The sequence below is a fragment of the Chryseobacterium sp. UF-81 genome, from assembly GCF_058245105.1.
On the sequence record NZ_JBSIBX010000010.1, the window covers coordinates 99965 to 118227 of the forward strand.

An 18263-nucleotide genomic window follows, 5' to 3' on the forward strand; every position below is an offset into this window, starting at 1 on the left:
ATCCTCATGCAACATAATACAGTTTATCATAAATGGGTCCCTCAATGGCTGAAACTGCCACTTCTGATACTGGCTTTGTTTCCCCATCTGATGTTGTTGTCAATTTTACATTCCAACAGCGCCTTCACCTCTTCTTTTATGGATGTAGATTCCGATGACATCCAGTATTTAATGATTCTGATGTATGGAACCTTTGTGGTCACCCTTTTGGTTTTACAGAGATTTATGGCTTATTTCAGCGTTAAATATTATGTTTTGCTGATGTCTTCCATTTCAGTAATCATTCTTTATGCCCTGTCAGTTACCAATAATTACCAGGTCATTCTGGTCATACGGTTTCTGGAAGGCATTTTCGGACTGCTGGAAGGCGCAATTTTTCTGCCACTCATCATTGCTGAGTTGAAAACCAAACATGCCAAGGTAATTGCTTATCTTTTTATGTATACCATTATGCTGACAGGCGGTACGGTCACTACTTCATTATTGAAATCGAGCATTGAAAATTATGATTTCCGGCATATGATCTTAATGATGGTGTATTTTCACGTTTTCGTGCTGATTATCGGGATTGCTCTTTTCAATACCAACCGATTTTTCCCTAAAATGCCTCTTTACCAGCTGGATATCACAAGTTGGTTCCTGTTGTGGGCCTGCCTTCAGTCAGGAGGGTACGCGATTATTTACGGAAAAAGACTGATGTGGTTTGAATCGGATACCATTATCATGTGTTTTTTTATCTTCCTGCTTTCGGGAGGATTGTTTATGCTCAAGCAGAGGAATTCCAAAAGACCGATTTTTCATTTTGAAGTGTTCAGCTCAAAGAATGTGATTGCCGGGATGATCCTGTTTTTTATTTTTTATCTGATCCGTTCCGGCCTGAACAATGTCTACAGCATTATGGCAACGGTCTGGAAATGGCCATGGGATTATATCGTCAATATTCAATACTGGAATGTTGCCGGAACGCTTATTGGTATTGTTTTATCAGGAATCTGCCTGATGCGGGGCATTTCCTCAAGGATCGTTTTCTTTACCGGATTTCTTCTGCTGGCAGCAGACTGTGCATGGTTTACGTATACATTTTATCCCGACACTACCCTTTCTACGATCTGTCCGCCTTTGCTCCTGCAGGGAATTGCCCAAGGCTTACTGTTTACACCTCTCGTTTTCTTTCTCATTTCCGGAACGCCGGAAGAATATCTCTCCAATGCAACAGCTCTGGGGACTACGACCCGTTTCTGGACCACTGCTATCGGATATGCGTTAATGCAGAACCTGATGCTTCTCTTGACGTTAAAACATTCTGACATTTTAAGCTTTAATCTCACAGATACCAATCCTGTTTTTTACAGCCAGTGGAATCAGATTTTCGGAGCTCATCTCTCTCAACTTCCTGTGAATGAATCATTATCCATGACTGCCGGAGCCTTTAAAGCAAAAATAACAGCCCAGTCAATCCTGCTTTCCAATATGGAAATTTTCACCGGGCTGTTCTGGCTGGCATTAATCACTGCCTTCGCTTTACTACTGTATCATCCAGTAAAAATTGCAGTGAGAAATATTATGTAATTTTAGGCCGAAAATTTGCTGTACTTTCCGAAATTTGATCATATGGAAATTCAGGAAATCGTAGATCTACAGAAAGCTTTTTTCAAAACACAGCAAACGAAGAATATCAAGTTCCGGAAAATGTATCTTGAAAAGCTTCGTGATATGATTCTAAAGAATGAAGAGCTTTTGTACGAAGCTGTTTATAAAGATTTCGGCAAATCAAAATTTGATACTTTCACAACGGAAATTTCCTTTGTTCTGAATGATATTAATTATTATCTGAAGAATTTAAATGCACTTGCAAAACCCAAAAGAGTCAGGACTAACCTGGCCAATCAACCGGGGAAAAGTAAAATTTATCCGGAACCTTTAGGAAATATTCTTGTTATAGGTGCATGGAATTACCCTTACCAGTTATCCCTTTCTCCTGTTATTGCTGCGCTGGCGGCAGGAAACTGCTGTGTTTTAAAGCCAAGTGAAATTGCAGAAAACACGATGAAGATAATGGCCAGGCTCATCAATGACAATTTCCCTCCTGAATATCTGTATGTTTATGAAGGCGGTATTGATGAAACCACGGAACTTTTAAAGCTTAAATTCAACAAAATATTCTTTACCGGAAGCACTAAAGTTGGAAAGATCGTTTATCAGGCTGCTGCAGAACATTTGACGCCTGTAGTGCTTGAATTAGGCGGGAAATCTCCTGCCATTGTAACCAAAGATGCAGATCTTGAGGTAGCTGCCAAAAGAATTGTATGGGGGAAATTTCTCAATGCCGGACAAACCTGTGTGGCACCTGATTACCTGCTGGTGGAGGAATCCATCCACGAACAGTTTCTGGAAATGCTGAGAAAATATATCACAGAATTTAAATACGGTCCGGACTCTGAGCAGTATACAAGAATTATCAATCAAAGAAATTTCCAGCGGCTGATAAAGCTGATCCACAAGGAGAAAATTTATTTTGGAGGAAATTTCGATGAAAAGAAACTGTTTATAGAGCCTACCCTCCTGAATAACGTAAGCTGGGAAGATGATGTCATGCAGGAAGAGATCTTCGGGCCTATATTACCCGTTATTAGCTTCACCAATTTCAATCTGGCTCTTACTACTGTCCTGGAACTTGAAAAACCGCTTTCAGCCTATCTTTTTACCCGGAATTCTGAGGAAAAAGAGGCCTTCACCACGAAATTGTCCTTTGGTGGCGGGTGTATCAATGATGTGATCATGCATTTAGGAAACGAGCGTCTTCCTTTTGGTGGCGTGGGAAATTCCGGTATAGGAAATTATCACGGTGTTTATGGATTTGAAGCCTTTTCACATCAAAAATCCATTCTGGAAAAAGCAACCTGGGGCGAGCCGGATATAAAATATCCGCCCTACTCTGAAAAAAAATTAAACTGGATCAGGAAGCTTTTATAAATAAAAAACCGGGAAAAATTTCCCGGTTTTATTTTTTATGACTTTGGAGCCCATTGATCAAAGAACTCTTTTACTTTTTCTTTGCTGTATCCTTTTCCTTCTTCAAGAACTGAACTGTCTTTTAAAACATGGACCATTTTTCCGTTTTTATCTAAAACTATGAAAAAAGGATAGCCAAGCTTTTCTTTAATATCAACATATTTAGCAAAAACTTTTTCATTTTTATTTTCCGGAGAATAATTCAAATGATAATACAGATAGTTTTTATCTACAGTTTCCTTCAGTTCGGGAGTATTTTGAACAAAATTATTAAAACGGAGACACCAGATGCACCAGTTACCGCCTGCCTGAATCACAATATTTTTCCCTTCTTTTTTAGCCTGGGCAATCAATTTGTTAATATCAGCTTCAGCATCAGCTTTAGGATCATAAGGTTTGGGAAGTTTTGCTTTTTCCTCTGCTGCTTTTTTCTTCACATCCAGCTCTGCATGATCAGGTTTTACCAGAAGGGCATTATCCTGCTTTCTTACTTCCGGTGTTTTGGTATCCTGAGAAAAAGCAAGTACGCTTAGTCCAAGGAAGGCTATGATCGACAATTTTTTCATAACATAAAAATAAAAAAAATAATACTTATTGCAAGCAAAAATAGAACCATAATTTTATTATCACTAGATTTGCATGTTTTATGAATTTCCTAATCAAAATATTATATTTCATTTCTAAACTTCCGCTTAAAGTATTGTATATTTTTTCGGATGTTATGTTCTTCTTAAATTACTATCTGGTAGGCTACCGGAGGAAGATCATCACACAGAATCTCCGGAATTCTTTTCCTGAAAAATCTGAAGAAGAGATAAGAATCATAAGGAAGAATTTTTATCTGAATTTTTCGGATTATCTTGTAGAAACCATCAAATCTTTCAGTATCTCTGAGACGGAATCCCGTGTAAGAATGCAGCATATCAATCAGGAAGTATTCCATGAGGCCAAAGCAGAGGGTAAAAATGTTATCATGCTTGCCGGACATGTCTTCAACTGGGAATGGATGAATGCTTTTGCAAGAATTATTCCGCAGAAACACTGTCATCCCGTTTACAGAAAAGTGAACAGTGATTTCTGGGAGAACCAGATGAAGAAGGTAAGGAATAAGTTTGGGAACGAAGCCCTGGAAGCCAATGAAGTGATCATGAATATCTTCAGGTCTAAAAATGACGGTGAATCGGCCTATATGTTTGTAGCAGACCAGACTCCGCATGTTGCTCACGTCAATTATGGATTAAATTTCCTGAACCAGAGAACACCTGCATTTATAGGATATGATAAGCTGGCTACCAGAATGGACCTTGCCTTCATTTACTGTGAAATGAAGAAGGTAAAACGGGGATATTACCAGGTAAATTACCACAGAATCTATCCTGACGGTGAAAAATTTACGGAACATGAAGTGGTAAGGAAATTTCATAAGCTTCTGGAAAACACTTTGCACAAGCACCCGGACAATTATCTCTGGTCACACAGAAAATGGAAGTACCAGGAGTCTATCAAAACGTTTGATGCTGAAAAAATATAATTCTGATGCCGAAAAATTTAGCAGTTGTCATTTTAAACTGGAACGGTAGAAACTGGCTTGAAAAATTTCTTCCCGGTGTTGTCCGTTTTTCTCAGGAGGCGGATATTTATATCATAGATAACCTTTCTACCGATGATTCCATAGATTTTGTACATACTCATTTTCCTATGGTGAAAATCGTTATAAACAATAAGAATCACGGTTTTGCAGGGGGATATAATGAAGGTTTAAAGGAAATAAAAAACGAATATTACTGTCTTCTCAATTCTGATGTGGAGGTTACTGAAAACTGGATCAATCCTGTGTTGGATTTATTTCAAAAGGATCCTTCAATCTCAGCTGTACAGCCTAAAATATTATCTTTCAACAATAAAAAACAGTTTGAATTTGCCGGTGCTGCCGGAGGTCTTATTGACAATCTGGGCTATCCATACTGCCGGGGACGTGTATTTGACGACCTTGAAGAGGATAACGGTCAGTATGATGATGAAACAGAAATTTTCTGGGCTTCGGGATGCTGTTTTTTTGTTCGCTCAAAAGACTTTTGGGAACAAAATGGGTTTGATGAAAGATTTTTTGCCCATCAGGAAGAGATTGACCTTTGCTGGAGACTGATTAATTCCGGGAAGAAAATCTTCTATACAGGAAAATCAAAGGTATATCATGTTGGCGGTGGAACCCTGAATAAGCAAAGTGCGCAGAAGACCTATTTGAACATCAGAAACAATCTCTCTATGATGCTGAAAAACCTTCCTTTTCCTAAACTGATAGGACTTATATTTTTCAGACTATGCCTAGACGGAATTGCCGGAATTTATTTCGGATTAAAGAATGGATTTCCTCACCTGTGGGCTGTGGTAAGGGCTCATTTTGGTTTTTACGGACAGCTTCCTGGAACATGGAAATTACGCCAGAAGCATCAGAAAAATAAATTCTACCAGTCGGAATGGCTGATCTTCAGGCATTTTTTAGGTGGAAGGAAGTAGGTTGCAGGTTTTAGGGATTAGGGATTAGGGATTAGGGATTAGGGAAATAAAGTACAATATCTTACGGTTAAAGGAGTATAGTATTTTACAGGAAAAGTTCTTAACTTCAAAAACTTTAAACTTTAAACCCTGAACATTAAATAAAACCAGCATCTAACCAATCAGCAACACATAATTCTTAACTCATCACTATAAAAAATGGATTTCTGCGCAATAGATTTTGAAACAGCCACTCACGAAAAAAGCTCAGCATGTGAAATGGGTATTTGTGTTGTTCAGGATTCGAAAATCGTTGAAACGAAAACCTGGCTGATCAAGCCACCCAGCTTCCCTTATTTCAGCAGATTTAATATAAACGTTCACGGAATAACTCCGGAAGATGTGAAGGATGCTCCTACTTTTGATGAGATCTGGTATGAAGCTGAAGAAATGATGTACGGAACGCTGATGATTGCCCATAATGCAAGCTTTGATGCAGGGGTTTTAAGAGGATGTTTTGAGCATTACGGGATGTTTACCCCGAAACTGAATTACCTTTGCAGTATTCAGCTGGCTAAAAAATCCTGGAATTATCTTCCGAAATATGGTCTGAAACATCTGGCGGAACATCATCAGATTAGCCTTAACCATCACCGGGCCGGAGACGATGCTGAAGCCTGCGCAAAAATTTCGCTTCTGGCTTTCGAAAAATTAATCATCACCGAGAATGAAGAAATACATAGCTGTTTCTTAAATAAGTATATTAAAAAACTATAACAGAACGTCTTTATTTCCGGCTGCTATCCATAATCTGTATTATTTCCTATACCATCTCAACAAGGAGTAGTTCTAATTGCTTAACACTTCAGACAGCAGGTTGAATTTTGGAATCTCAATTTCAAAAGTTTCCTGGGTATCCATGTTTTTAACAAGGTATTTTCCGCTCATATTCCCTACTCCGGACCGAAGCATTACATTGGAGAAATAAGCGAAATTTTCACTTACAGGAATCTCTGGCGTCAACCCTATCACCCCATCTCCTATTATCTCAGTGTATCCAAAGCCTACATCGAAGATCAGCCATTTTCTTTTCAGTACTTTAATCGGAAAGCTGCCATCGTTTTCTATTGTAATATTATACTTGAAGACATAACGGTTTTCAGATGGATAACTGTTTTTACTATCATATTCAGGTATTACTGAAACTTTGATATTGGAAGTCATTTTTGAGAACATCATCTTAGTATTTTCCTAATAAATACAAAAATCTCGCCTTTTTAAGGCGAGATTGTGTTAATATTAAAATTTCTTAAAATTTATAATCCAAGACCTTTTCTTTCGTCACCACCCATTAGTATTTCAACAGGGTTGTCAATACCTTCTTTTACCGCTACAAGGAATCCTACAGATTCTTTTCCATCGATAATTCTGTGGTCATAAGACATAGCCACGTACATCATTGGTCTGATCACTACCTGCCCGTCAACCGCTACCGGTCTCTGGATGATATTGTGCATTCCAAGGATAGCAGATTGCGGAGGGTTGATGATTGGTGTAGACATCATAGATCCGAAAGTACCACCGTTTGTAATGGTGAATGTACCGCCAGTCATTTCATCAACTGTAATTTTACCGTCTCTTACTTTGGTGGCAAGATCTTTAATATTGGCTTCAACTCCAGCAAAAGACATGTTTTCAGCATTTCTCAATACCGGAACCATTAATCCTTTAGGACCTGAAACTGCAATTGAGATATCACAGAAATCATAGTTGATCTTGTAATCTCCGTCGATAGATGCATTCACATCCGGATACATCTGTAATGCTCTTGTTACCGCTTTTGTAAAGAAAGACATAAAGCCTAATCCTACTCCGTGCTTTTGAGCAAATTCTTCTTTATATAGTTTTCTTAATCTGAAAATTTCAGACATGTCAACTTCGTTGAAAGTTGTCAACATAGCTGTTTCGTTCTTAACAGAAACTAATCTTGAAGCGATTTTTCTTCTCAGAACTGAAAGTTTAGTTGTCGTAGTGGTACGCGCACCTGTTGCAGTAGAAGGGCTTCCTCCTAAAGCAGGAACAGCAGCCAATTCTGCATCAGTTTTAGTGATTCTTCCGTCTCTTCCGCTTCCTGAAACCTGTCCAGCCTCAATACCTTTCTCATCAAGAATCTTTTTAGCTGCCGGAGATGGTGCTCCTGTAGCATAAGTTTGTGGAGCCGGTGCCGGAGCAGCTGGTTTTGGAGCCTCCTGTTTAGCTGGTTCAGCAGCCTTTGGAGCTTCTTCCTGTTTTGGAGCTTCAGCAGCTGGAGCGCTTGCGCCTTCAGGTTTTGCAGCATCCATATCAATTAAACAAACTACCTGGCCAACCTGTACTACATCACCCTCTTCTGCTTTTAACGTGATTACACCGCTTTGTTCTGCAGGCAATTCAAGAGTTGCTTTATCTGAGTCTACTTCTGCGATTGGCTGATCTTTTTCTACATAATCACCATCTTTCACAAGCCAAGTTGCAATTTCAACTTCTGTAATGGATTCTCCCGGTGAAGGAACTTTCATTTCTAAAACTGACATATTGAGTATTTTTTATTTTTTTAATTGGGTATTATTCTTAATTACGCTGTAACGGGTCTTTTTGCAGGAGCATCATCTCTGTCGAAAACTCTGTTGATCACTGCATTCTGGTTTTTCTCAAACATTTTGTGGCTTCCCGGAGCCGGAGCACCGCTTGGTACCGGAGCTACTACCTGGATTCCTGTATCTCTGAAGTTTCTCAGGATATAAGACCATGCTCCCATGTTTTCAGGTTCTTCCTGAGCCCAAACCAATTGTGTTCTGTTCTCATATTTGCTGAAAATTGTATCCAATGCGTCTGCCTGAAGCGGATACAATTGCTCTAATCTTACCAGCGCAATATTTTCACAGTTAAGTTCTTCTTTCTTCGCCAATAATTCGAAGTACAGTTTACCTGAACACAATACTAATTTTTCTACTTTTTTAGGATCTGCTGTAGGATCGTCCAATATCGGCTGGAAAGAACCGTTTGCAAAATCTTCTAATGGAGAAACCACTTTCGGGTGTCTCAGCAGGGATTTAGGGCTCATTACGATCAACGGCTTTCTGAATGTCCATTTCAGCTGTCTTCTTAATAAGTGGAAATAGTTGGCAGGTGAAGTGATATTGGCTACCACCATATTTTCATTCGCACAAAGCGTTAAGAATCTTTCTAATCTTGCTGAAGAGTGTTCTGCTCCCTGGCCTTCTGAACCGTGAGGTAACAGCATTACCAATCCGTCCTGAATCTTCCATTTTTCTTCTGCTGCAGCCAGATATTGGTCAACAATGATTTGAGCACCGTTCACAAAGTCTCCGAACTGAGCTTCCCAAATTGTCAGTGTGTTAGGAGAAGCCATTGCATATCCGTAGTCGAAACCTAGAACTCCGTATTCTGAAAGGTGAGAGTTGTATACATCAAATCTGCTTTCTGATACATGTCTTAACGGGATATATTCTTCTTCTGTATCTTCAGTTTTCACTACCGCATGTCTGTGGGAGAATGTTCCTCTCTCCACATCTTCTCCGGAAATTCTCACGTTGTGCCCTTCTACAAGAAGTGTTGCATAAGCCAACCATTCTCCAAGCGCCCAGTCTAATGAATTCCCTTCGATAGCCTTCACACGGTTATCAAACAGTCTTGTAATTTTATTGATGAACTTTTTATCAGCCGGAAGAGATGACATTTTAATGGCCAGCTCTTTAAGCTTTTCCAGGTCATATTTCGTATCTACAGGAATCTGTACTGCCCCTCTTTTTCCGATCGGATAATTGGTCCAGTCCTCTGCCATGAAAAGATCCATTGCATTTTTTTCGATCTCTTTGGAAGCATCAAAGTCTTTATCTAAAAGCGCTTTGAAGTCTGATTCCATTTTTGCAATAAGATCATTGGACGTAATGCTGTCCTTAAGTAATTTATCTTTATAAATTTCTCTTGGGTTCGGATGTTTAGAAATCAATTTATACAGATTAGGCTGCGTGAATCTAGGCTCATCACCTTCGTTATGCCCATACTTTCTGTATCCTAATAAATCGATATAAACGTCTTTGCCGAATTTTGCTCTGAAATCTGCTGCAAAATGCATTGCATGAACTACTGCTTCAGCATCATCAGCATTCACATGCATTACCGGAGATTCGGTAACTTTTGCAATGTCTGTACAGTATGTTGAAGATCTGGCATCAGCATAGTTTGTCGTAAATGATACCTGGTTGTTGACAACGATATGAACAGTTCCTCCTGTTCTGTATCCCTCTAAGGTCATCATCTGAGCCACTTCATACGCAATACCCTGACCTGCAATAGCACCGTCACCGTGGATTACGATAGGAAGGATCTTGGAACCGTCTCCTTTGTATTTGTCATCTATTTTAGCACGGCAGATCCCTTCTACAAGAGCTGCTACGGTTTCAAGGTGAGACGGGTTCGGCGTAAGGTTGATGGCTACTTCTTCTCCAGAAGCTGTTTTTACTTTTTTAGATGATCCCAAGTGATATTTAACATCCCCAGAGAATACATCTTCTTCAAATTCTTTTCCTTCAAATTCTGAGAAGATCTGCTTGTAAGATTTCCCGAAAATGTTTGACAATACATTCAGTCTTCCTCTGTGGGCCATTCCTAATACCACTTCATCCACTCCAAGTTGAGAAGATCTTGAGATCAGCTGATCCAATGCAGGGATTAAAGTTTCGCCTCCTTCCAGAGAGAATCTTTTCTGTCCTACAAATTTTGTGTGAAGATAGTTTTCAAAAGCTACTGCCTGATTCAATTTTAATAAAATTTCAGTTTTCTCATTCGCAGACAGGCTTGGGTGGTTTTCGTTCACCTGAAGCCATTTCTTAATGAAATCTTTTTCTTCAACGTTGTTGATATACGTATACTCTACCCCGATAGAATCGCAGTAGATATTTTCCAAATGCTTGATCAGGTCCTGTAATGTAGCAGGTTCTTTCATTCCTGTTTCAACAGCACAGTTGAATTTTGTATTTAAATCCTCCTTGCTCAAACCAAAGTTCTCGATGTCTAAAGTAGGGGTATAATGCCTTCTTTCTCTGACAGGATTTGTTTTTGTGAACAGGTGCCCTCTTGTTCTGTAAGCCTCGATAAGGTTTACTACCTTGAACTCTTTTTTGATGTGCTCAGGAACTTCTCCGCCGGCTACTGCCTGAGAGATCTGCTGTACTGCCGGAGCAGCGTTGGCCGGGGCCTGGATATATTGGATGTTATCGTCATCTCCATAGTTCTCCAAAGCAAAATCAAAGCCTTGAAAAAAGGCTTTCCATGATGGCTCTAAAGAATCCGGGAATTTTAAGTACTGTTGGTATAAATCCTCAATTAACTGAGAATGAGCTGCGTTTAGGAATGAAAATCTGTCCATTATTACAGTTTATCTATTATTAAAATTTATTTTGTAGAATTAATCTTCAAATTTAATAAAAAAAACCGAGTTAAGACAGCCTGAAACCGTTAAAAAAAATTAAGAAAAAAATAATCTGAAAAAAACTACTTAAATACTGATAATGAGAGCTTAATATTCACTTCCTGCCCCTCTATGGGACGCTCAATAAAGGTCTGACGGATATCTCCGAAGCGCATCTCGTCTTTTTTGGCCTTCTGAATCAGCTGCTGGACTGCCCGTATTCTGCCCTCATAGCTTCCTTTGTAATACATTACATAATTTTGAGAAGGATTTACTGTCCGGAAATTGAAATTATTATCCGGAACTCCTATCTTTTTGGAAAGGGGAATTCCCAGGAAATAAGATACTTCTTTGTCTTTGTAGTTATCAGCATCGGTAATCAGGACCGGAAAACCGAATTCATCGTCTTTTTTACCAAGATCCATGGTGACATAGTTATAAACTTTGCTGTAATTCATAACGATGTTTTTATACAGTGCTTCTTTTTTGTTTGATGCGCTTACATTGATGCCCAGCAACAGCTTATTCTCTTCATTTTCCACCATGAGACTGTCATACTTGATGGAAGCCATCTGGTTGTCCTTTTCCACTTTATTGCCCAACACATTTTTCAGATTGACCATGCTTTTATTAATATTTTCGGCAAATCTATCTTCGGTCCAGAAATTTTCAACTCTTCTGAATACAGAAAGCTTAGGCGTGTGCACATACCACGTAATCTTTGTTTTGTCTGCTGAAACAGGCTTGAATTGGACATCCACTACCGTTGGACTTTCATTCCTGTCTTCAAAAAGCTGGTATCTTAAGCTTTTAGCGGGATTTTCATACCGGATGAACATTTCTCCGTCCGTATCGTTTTTCGGATCAACATAGCTTATTGCACTTCCCTGGCCTTCGTAAGGGGTATAATAATCGATATCAACAGATGGCGAACTTGTAAAAAAATTGTTCCAGCGGGTAAAGTTCTGAAGATTATTAAACTGTGAAAAGACTTTATCTATAGGATAATCGACTTCTTTTTCTATCTTGAAATCCTTGTTTTCTTCCACAAAAAAATACATGGAAGCAGCATAGGCTCCTACCAAAAGAACAAGAATTACGGCTATTATTTTAAAAAAACGCATCACGCAAAAGTAAGACAAATAAAAAAATTGACCAATATAATAATTCCTTTGATTTTTAATTTTAACTGAGGCTTTTTATTATTCTGATGATTTTAGCTAATAAAAAAGCCGGAAATTCCGGCTTTTCACTTCTTAGTTCTATTCAGAATTATTTTAATCCGAAGTTCTTAGAAATTCCCACTCCTACTTCTTTACCAAAAGACAGGTTGAATCTATTATTTTTAAAATCAGCCCCATCCTGTTTCAAATATCCATATCTGATTCCTCCAATATTAAAGTTTAATCCAAAGCCATTCTTAAAGTTGATAAACAATGCCGGCGTAAAGTTGGCATAAAACCCGTTAAGCTTTATTTCATTGGAATTGGATGCTACAGTATAGGTATTCTTCATGCTTTGATATCCCGCTCCTAAGTCACCATACACCGCAAAAGTCTGGCTTAATGGCACTGCATAACGAACAAATGGTCCAATAGCAAAACCGTTTTCTTTTAATGTTCCAAAATCTGCAGGTCTCTTTCCTGAGGTAATGGAAGAATTGATCCCTACTGTCCAGTGATCACTAAACTGATATCCAACTGTAGGAGTGAAGCTAAAGGATTCTACTTTGCTTTTTTCTCCGGAAATACTGGTATTATCACTATTGTAACCAATATTACCGCCTAATAACAAAGTGTTTTTTTGAGCACTCACCATTCCGAATGCAGCTACAGCTGCAATAACCAAAGTTTTTTTCATAATTTCAAAATTTGTATTTTTTAGAGAGCTATTAACAATCCGCGTGCCAAATCATAAAATATGTTAAAAAAACTTCCTCAATAGATTTGAAAGTACTTAATATTTTATCAATGGGATATTATATTCAAGTTATATTTATCTATCGTAACCAACCATAAGAAGTTAGGACTTAACTATTAAAAACAAAAAAAGTATCCCAAATGAGATACTTTTTATTTAACTGATACTGGGTTTCTATCCTATATGGGTTCCCGAAGGAAGAACGGCTCCTTTTTTCACCACCACAATTCCATCCTGTACGGAATGGGTTCCGTAATCGCCATCCGGAATATGCTTTCCGCCGATAATTTTTACATTGTCGCCGATATAGCAGTTTTTATCAAGAATAGCCATTTCAATATAGCAGTATTTTCCGATTCCCATGTTCGGATACCCATTTCTGTCGTTGAGCACAATTTCGGTTGTATTCTGGTAGAAATCAGCTCCCATTACGAAAGAATTCACGATCGTGCTTCCTTTATCTATTCTGGTTCTGTTCCCGATCACGGAATTCTCAATCTTATCCGCCATGATGATGCATCCATCACCGAAAACAGCTTTGCTCACGTATGAACCGTTAATCTTAGACGGTGGAAGCATCCTTGCTCTTGTATAAATCGGCGAGGAGGAAAACAGGTTAAACTGCGGAAAGTCCTGACACAGATCCAGGTTGGCTTCATAAAAAGATTCTATGGTTCCGATGTCTGTCCAGTAGCCTTCATACTGGTAACTCAGTGTTTTGTATTTTCCGATCGAATTTGGAATAATATCTTTCCCGAAATCATCCCCGGCTCCTTCTTCAAACATTTTTTTAAGAATGGTTCTCGTGAAGATATAAATTCCCATCGAGGCCAGATATTCTTTTCCTTTACGTTTGTTTTCTTCTGAAACTTCAGATTTTAAGCTGTCCAGAATATCATATTCCGGTTTTTCGTAGAAGGATGTTATATTTCCGTCGTCATCAGACTTTAAAATTCCGAATCCTGTTGCATCTTTTGCCACCACGGGAATGGTAGCAATCGTCACATCGCCTCCATTTTCAATATGAAAATCGAGCATTTCCCTGAAATCCATCTGATAAAGCTGGTCACCGGAAAGGATCAAGATATAATCATAATCATATTTTTCCAAGTGCTTCATCGACTGGCGCACAGCGTCTGCTGTTCCCTGGTACCAGCTGTCGTTTTCCACATTCTGTTCTGCTGCAAGAATATCTACAAATCCTTTGCTGAAAATATCAAAGTGATAAGAATTCTTGATATGTGAATTCAAGGAAGCTGAATTGAACTGCGTTAAAACCAGGATCTTATTGAGCCCCGAATTCAGACAGTTGGAAATAGGAATATCTACCAGCCTGTATTTTCCTGCAATAGGAACTGCCGGTTTCGATCTTGAATATGTTAACGGGAATAATCTTGTCCCCCTGCCGCCTCCCAAAACAATGGAGATTACATTTCGTTTCATAGGTATCTTGCGTTTTATTGAATTAAATTTACTGTTTTTTCTTAGTACTTACCACTACTCTAAAGCACTCTTTATTTTCATATGCGAGTTCATTATTATACACAATGACCCTAAATTCACCTTCATTATCTAGTTCCAGTATTTCTTTAGTCTGCATCATAAATTTCTATATTATGATTAGCAAAAATCCGGAAACTTCCATGATATCAGTTACTGTATAAAGCTATATATTTTTCGGCAGATTTCTCCCATGCAAAATCAAAATTCATGTTGGCATGGATAAGACCTTCCATAACTCCTTTTTGGTTATAAATTTCCAATGCCCTGTTCATGGCATGTACTATATCGTCTACTCCCGGGTATGTAAAATTTAATCCCGCCCCTCCGGTTGAAATATCTTCCACTGTATCTCTGAGGCCTCCGGTATATCTTACGACAGGAACCGTCCCATACCTCATGGAATACATCTGGTTCAGCCCGCATGGTTCCACTCTTGATGGCATCAGCAGAAAGTCTGCGGACGCATAGATTTTGTGGGAAAGATATTCTTTATACCCCAAATCCAGCGCAAAATTGGTATACGTATATGCATATTCCTTAAGCTTATTTTCAATATAAGCATTTCCTGAACCCAGAATCATAATATTCAGTGCCCCATAACTCTGCTTAATACTTTTCCAGACTACATCCGGCAGAAAATCAGCTCCTTTTTCGGTGGCAAATCTTCCAATAAATGCAAACAGAGGAAGCTCCGGCTTTAAACCATATTCTTTGCAGAGCTTTCCTTTATTTTTCTTCTTCTGAGCTACCGCATTTTTAATATTAAAATTAAAATCCAGCATCGGATCAGTTTCAGGATTCCATATTTCCGTATCAATCCCGTTGATGATTCCATATGCTTTTCCAAACTCCTGACGCACCAGGCTTTCCAGCCCGCGGAAGCTGATGAACAGTTCCTCCAGGTATCCTTCTGAAACTGTTGTAAAAGCATCGGTACATTTGATCATACTTGCCAGTGGATTGATGAGCCCGTTCCAGTCCATCAGTCCCCATTTGTAGGAATCAAAAAGAGGCATATAATTCGCCATATTCCAGCTCATCATTCCCTGGTACTCTCCATTATGAATGGTGCCTATGGTTTTTACTCCTTTTAAAAATTCAAATTCAGGACAATACTGCGTCATAAAAGGAACCAATCCTGTATGATAATCATGGCAATGCAATACATCCGGACGGATCTTCATAGCGCTCAGCCAGTGAAGCAACCCATGCTGAAAGGCTAAAAACTGAAAGCTTTCATCCTGATATCCGTAAGGATTTTCCCTGTCTAAAAGCCCGGGAATTTTTACCATATACAATTCAAATCCCAAAGCATCTGTTTTCTCCTTCATCACCTGAACCTGAAGCATATTTCCCCCCTGATGAATAAAGCCATCAAAAACTATGTCAAACTCATGATCATGAACAAAAGATTTATTATACCAGGGCATAACAACCTTGGCTTCCACTCCCTTTATCTTATTCTGATATTTCGGCAGCGCTCCCACAACATCTGCAAGACCACCTACTTTTGCTACCGGATAACATTCTGTACTTAAATGATATATTACCATAATTTCACTGTCATTTATATCAAGCCCTATTTTAGGCCCTCAGCATCAAAATGATTATTTCTTATGCTGTTTTATTCTATGTAATTTATATTTTTTATCTTTTTTCTGTCTTAAAATAATCCCTGCCATTGGCGGAAGTTTTACTGTGACAGATTTGGGACGTCCCATCCATTCTTCCTGTTTTTCATTCAGGATATCAGCATCTACACCGCTTCCGTTATATTTTGGGTTATCAGAGTTGAATATAACCTCCCAATGAGTTCCTGCATTCACTCCGATGGTATATTCCAACACCTTTGGAATCATGTTCAGAACAACCATCAATACATCGTCCCTTCTTTTGCCTTTTCTGAGGTATACATACACGGAATTCTCGAGATCATCCGCTTCTACCCACTCAAATCCGCTTTTATCAAATTGATTTTCATAAAAAGCGGGTTCATTCCTGTACAAATGATTCAGGTCTTTAACGAGCGTCTGCATTCCCTGATGGACCGGATATTGCAGCAGATGCCAGTCTAGGCTCCTGGTAAAATTCCATTCACCTGTCTGGGCAAATTCGTCTCCCATAAAGAGAAGCTTGACTCCCGGGTGGCTGTACATATAGACATACAGCGTACGGAGATTGGCAAATTTCTGCCATTCATCACCCGGCATTTTATAGATAAGGCTTGCTTTTCCGTGTACCACTTCATCATGCGAAAGCGGCATCATATAATTTTCATTATACATATACACGGACGCAAAAGTAATTTTATGATGATGATACTTTCTGCTTTCCGGAGCTTCTTTAAAATAATCAAGTGTATCATGCATCCACCCCATCATCCATTTCATTCCGAACCCTACGCCGCCAGTATGAACCGGTTTTGTAAGCATAGGAAAATCTGAGCTTTCCTCAGCTATTGTAATAATGCTGTCTCCAAATTCCTTATAAACTGCTGTATTGAATTCCTGCAGGAAAGCTTTTGCTTCAAGATTTACATTTCCACCTTCTATATTAGGCTCCCATTCCCCTTCATTTCTTGAATAATCAAGATGAAGCATAGATGTGACGGCATCTACGCGAAGTCCGTCTGCATGATAGCGTTCCAGCCAGAACATGGCATTAGAAATAAGGAAAGATTTCACCTCATTTCTGCCATAGTTGAAAATATAAGACTTCCAGTCGGGATGAAATCCTTTTCGGGGATCCTCATGTTCATACAGGTAGGAGCCGTCAAAGCGATGGAGCCCGTTGGCATCTCCAGGAAAATGGGACGGTACCCAGTCCAAAATAACTCCAATATCATTTTTATGAAGCTGATTAATCAAAAACATAAGATCCTGCGGCGAACCGAAACGTGAAGTCGCTGCATAAAAGCCGGTAATCTGGTATCCCCAGCTCGGATCGTACGGATATTCCATAACAGGCATGAATTCCACGTGTGTAAATCCCATTTCCTTTATGTAAGGAACAAGTTTTCCAGCAATATCACGATAATTCAAATATTTGTCCGGAGCATCGCTTTCTCTTATCCAGGAACCCAGATGCAGCTCATACACAGATATTGGTGCATTCAGACTGTTGTTTTTCCAGCGTTTTTCCATCCATTCCTCATCACTCCATTCATACCAGGTCGTGGAAACCAGTGAGGCTGCCTGCAGATTTTGCTCCCAGCTTAAGGCATAAGGATCACTTTTCTCCAGAATTTCTCCTCTGGCAGTTTCTATTGCATATTTATACAATGTTCCCCAGGTGAGCCCGGCAATGAAACCTTCCCAGATGCCCGACCCGTCCCACCGCGGAAACAGGATATGATCTTTATGATTCCAGTTGTTGAAGTTCCCGATTACGGAAACTTTTTTTGCATTGGGAGCCCAAACCGAAAAATAGACACCTTTTACACCCTCTTTTTCAACAGAATGTGCTCCAAATTTCCCATACAGCTTATAATGCCTGCCCTCTTTGAAAAGGTAGATATCATGATCCGTGAACAGCGTATAGGTTTTAACAGAATTCATCAAGATATAGTTATACTTTATTTTTCTTTGAAACTACGAAAATTCCCTGCAATAACGATAAATAATTAATCAAATAATTATTATGTTAATTGAGTCCGGAAATAAGATACTGCTTATCATAGAGTCAGAAACCCAATAAACAACAATCAAGATGCCGGACATCAGATTTCAGACATGAGATTTTTAGGTTAAAGCGTAAATCAATGTTAGAAAATACTAATGGTGAATTTTAAGTTGTAAAAGTTGGGAAGCATCCGTTTAATGTACTCAATCAAAACTCTCAGACCCTAAAACTCTCCGAC

At 39.0% G+C, this 18263-nt stretch carries 14 protein-coding genes; 5 read left to right on the top strand and 9 right to left on the bottom strand.

The genetic code is table 11. The annotated features are described in order from the left end of the window. The first annotated feature begins 6 nt into the window (after positions 1-6). Together AC4IFE_RS14470 and AC4IFE_RS14475 are read left to right on the top strand one after the other, a co-directional pair. Positions 7-1569 (top strand): MFS transporter, encoded by a 1563-nt coding sequence (locus tag AC4IFE_RS14470; protein WP_490757861.1) that lies wholly within the window; start codon positions 7-9, stop codon positions 1567-1569. Positions 1570-1587: 18 nt separating this feature from the next. Next, positions 1588-2973: an aldehyde dehydrogenase gene (locus tag AC4IFE_RS14475; RefSeq protein ID WP_490757939.1), complete on the top strand. Its 1386-nt coding sequence runs from the start codon at positions 1588-1590 to the stop codon at positions 2971-2973. Between the two features lie 35 nt (positions 2974-3008). Here the strand turns inward: AC4IFE_RS14475 and AC4IFE_RS14480 are convergent, their stop codons facing one another. Further along, positions 3009-3578, bottom strand: a complete 570-nt coding sequence (locus AC4IFE_RS14480) for a thioredoxin family protein (protein WP_490757862.1) — start codon at positions 3576-3578, stop codon at positions 3009-3011. Between the two features lie 80 nt (positions 3579-3658). Between AC4IFE_RS14480 and AC4IFE_RS14485 the strand changes: the two genes are divergently transcribed. From AC4IFE_RS14485 to AC4IFE_RS14495, 3 genes are all read left to right on the top strand, one after another. Then, positions 3659-4543, top strand: a complete 885-nt coding sequence (locus AC4IFE_RS14485; protein ID WP_490757863.1) for a lysophospholipid acyltransferase family protein — start codon at positions 3659-3661, stop codon at positions 4541-4543. Positions 4544-4548: 5 nt separating this feature from the next. After that, positions 4549-5529, top strand: a complete 981-nt coding sequence (locus AC4IFE_RS14490; RefSeq protein ID WP_490757864.1) for a glycosyltransferase family 2 protein — start codon at positions 4549-4551, stop codon at positions 5527-5529. A gap of 198 nt (positions 5530-5727) precedes the next feature. Next, a complete protein-coding gene (locus AC4IFE_RS14495; RefSeq protein WP_490757865.1) occupies positions 5728-6285 on the top strand; it encodes a 3'-5' exonuclease in 558 nt (185 codons plus the stop codon). 72 nt (positions 6286-6357) lie between these two features. Here the strand turns inward: AC4IFE_RS14495 and apaG are convergent, their stop codons facing one another. The 8 genes from apaG to glgB form a co-directional block, all read right to left on the bottom strand. Then, the gene (gene apaG / locus AC4IFE_RS14500) at positions 6358-6747 is read right to left on the bottom strand and encodes a Co2+/Mg2+ efflux protein ApaG (RefSeq protein ID WP_490757866.1); all 390 of its coding nucleotides are present in this window, start codon (positions 6745-6747) and stop codon (positions 6358-6360) included. 77 nt (positions 6748-6824) lie between these two features. Continuing rightward, complete coding sequence (odhB, locus tag AC4IFE_RS14505) at positions 6825-8081, bottom strand: 2-oxoglutarate dehydrogenase complex dihydrolipoyllysine-residue succinyltransferase (protein ID WP_111958135.1); 1257 nt, start codon at positions 8079-8081, stop codon at positions 6825-6827. 41 nt (positions 8082-8122) lie between these two features. Next, positions 8123-10939 (bottom strand): 2-oxoglutarate dehydrogenase E1 component, encoded by a 2817-nt coding sequence (locus AC4IFE_RS14510; protein WP_490757867.1) that lies wholly within the window; start codon positions 10937-10939, stop codon positions 8123-8125. 125 nt (positions 10940-11064) lie between these two features. Then, complete coding sequence (locus AC4IFE_RS14515) at positions 11065-12105, bottom strand: SRPBCC domain-containing protein (protein ID WP_490757868.1); 1041 nt, start codon at positions 12103-12105, stop codon at positions 11065-11067. Between the two features lie 148 nt (positions 12106-12253). Continuing rightward, the gene (locus AC4IFE_RS14520) at positions 12254-12841 is read right to left on the bottom strand and encodes an outer membrane beta-barrel protein (RefSeq protein ID WP_490757869.1); all 588 of its coding nucleotides are present in this window, start codon (positions 12839-12841) and stop codon (positions 12254-12256) included. Positions 12842-13075: 234 nt separating this feature from the next. Next, the gene (locus AC4IFE_RS14525; RefSeq protein WP_490757870.1) at positions 13076-14344 is read right to left on the bottom strand and encodes a glucose-1-phosphate adenylyltransferase; all 1269 of its coding nucleotides are present in this window, start codon (positions 14342-14344) and stop codon (positions 13076-13078) included. 206 nt (positions 14345-14550) lie between these two features. After that, on the bottom strand, positions 14551-15957 hold the full coding sequence (locus tag AC4IFE_RS14530) for a glycogen synthase (protein ID WP_490757871.1): 1407 nt from the start codon (positions 15955-15957) through the stop codon (positions 14551-14553). A 54-nt stretch (positions 15958-16011) separates the two neighbouring features. After that, entirely contained in the window at positions 16012-17961 is a 1950-nt protein-coding gene (glgB, locus tag AC4IFE_RS14535) for a 1,4-alpha-glucan branching protein GlgB (RefSeq protein WP_490757872.1), read from the bottom strand. Positions 17962-18263 lie beyond the last annotated feature (302 nt).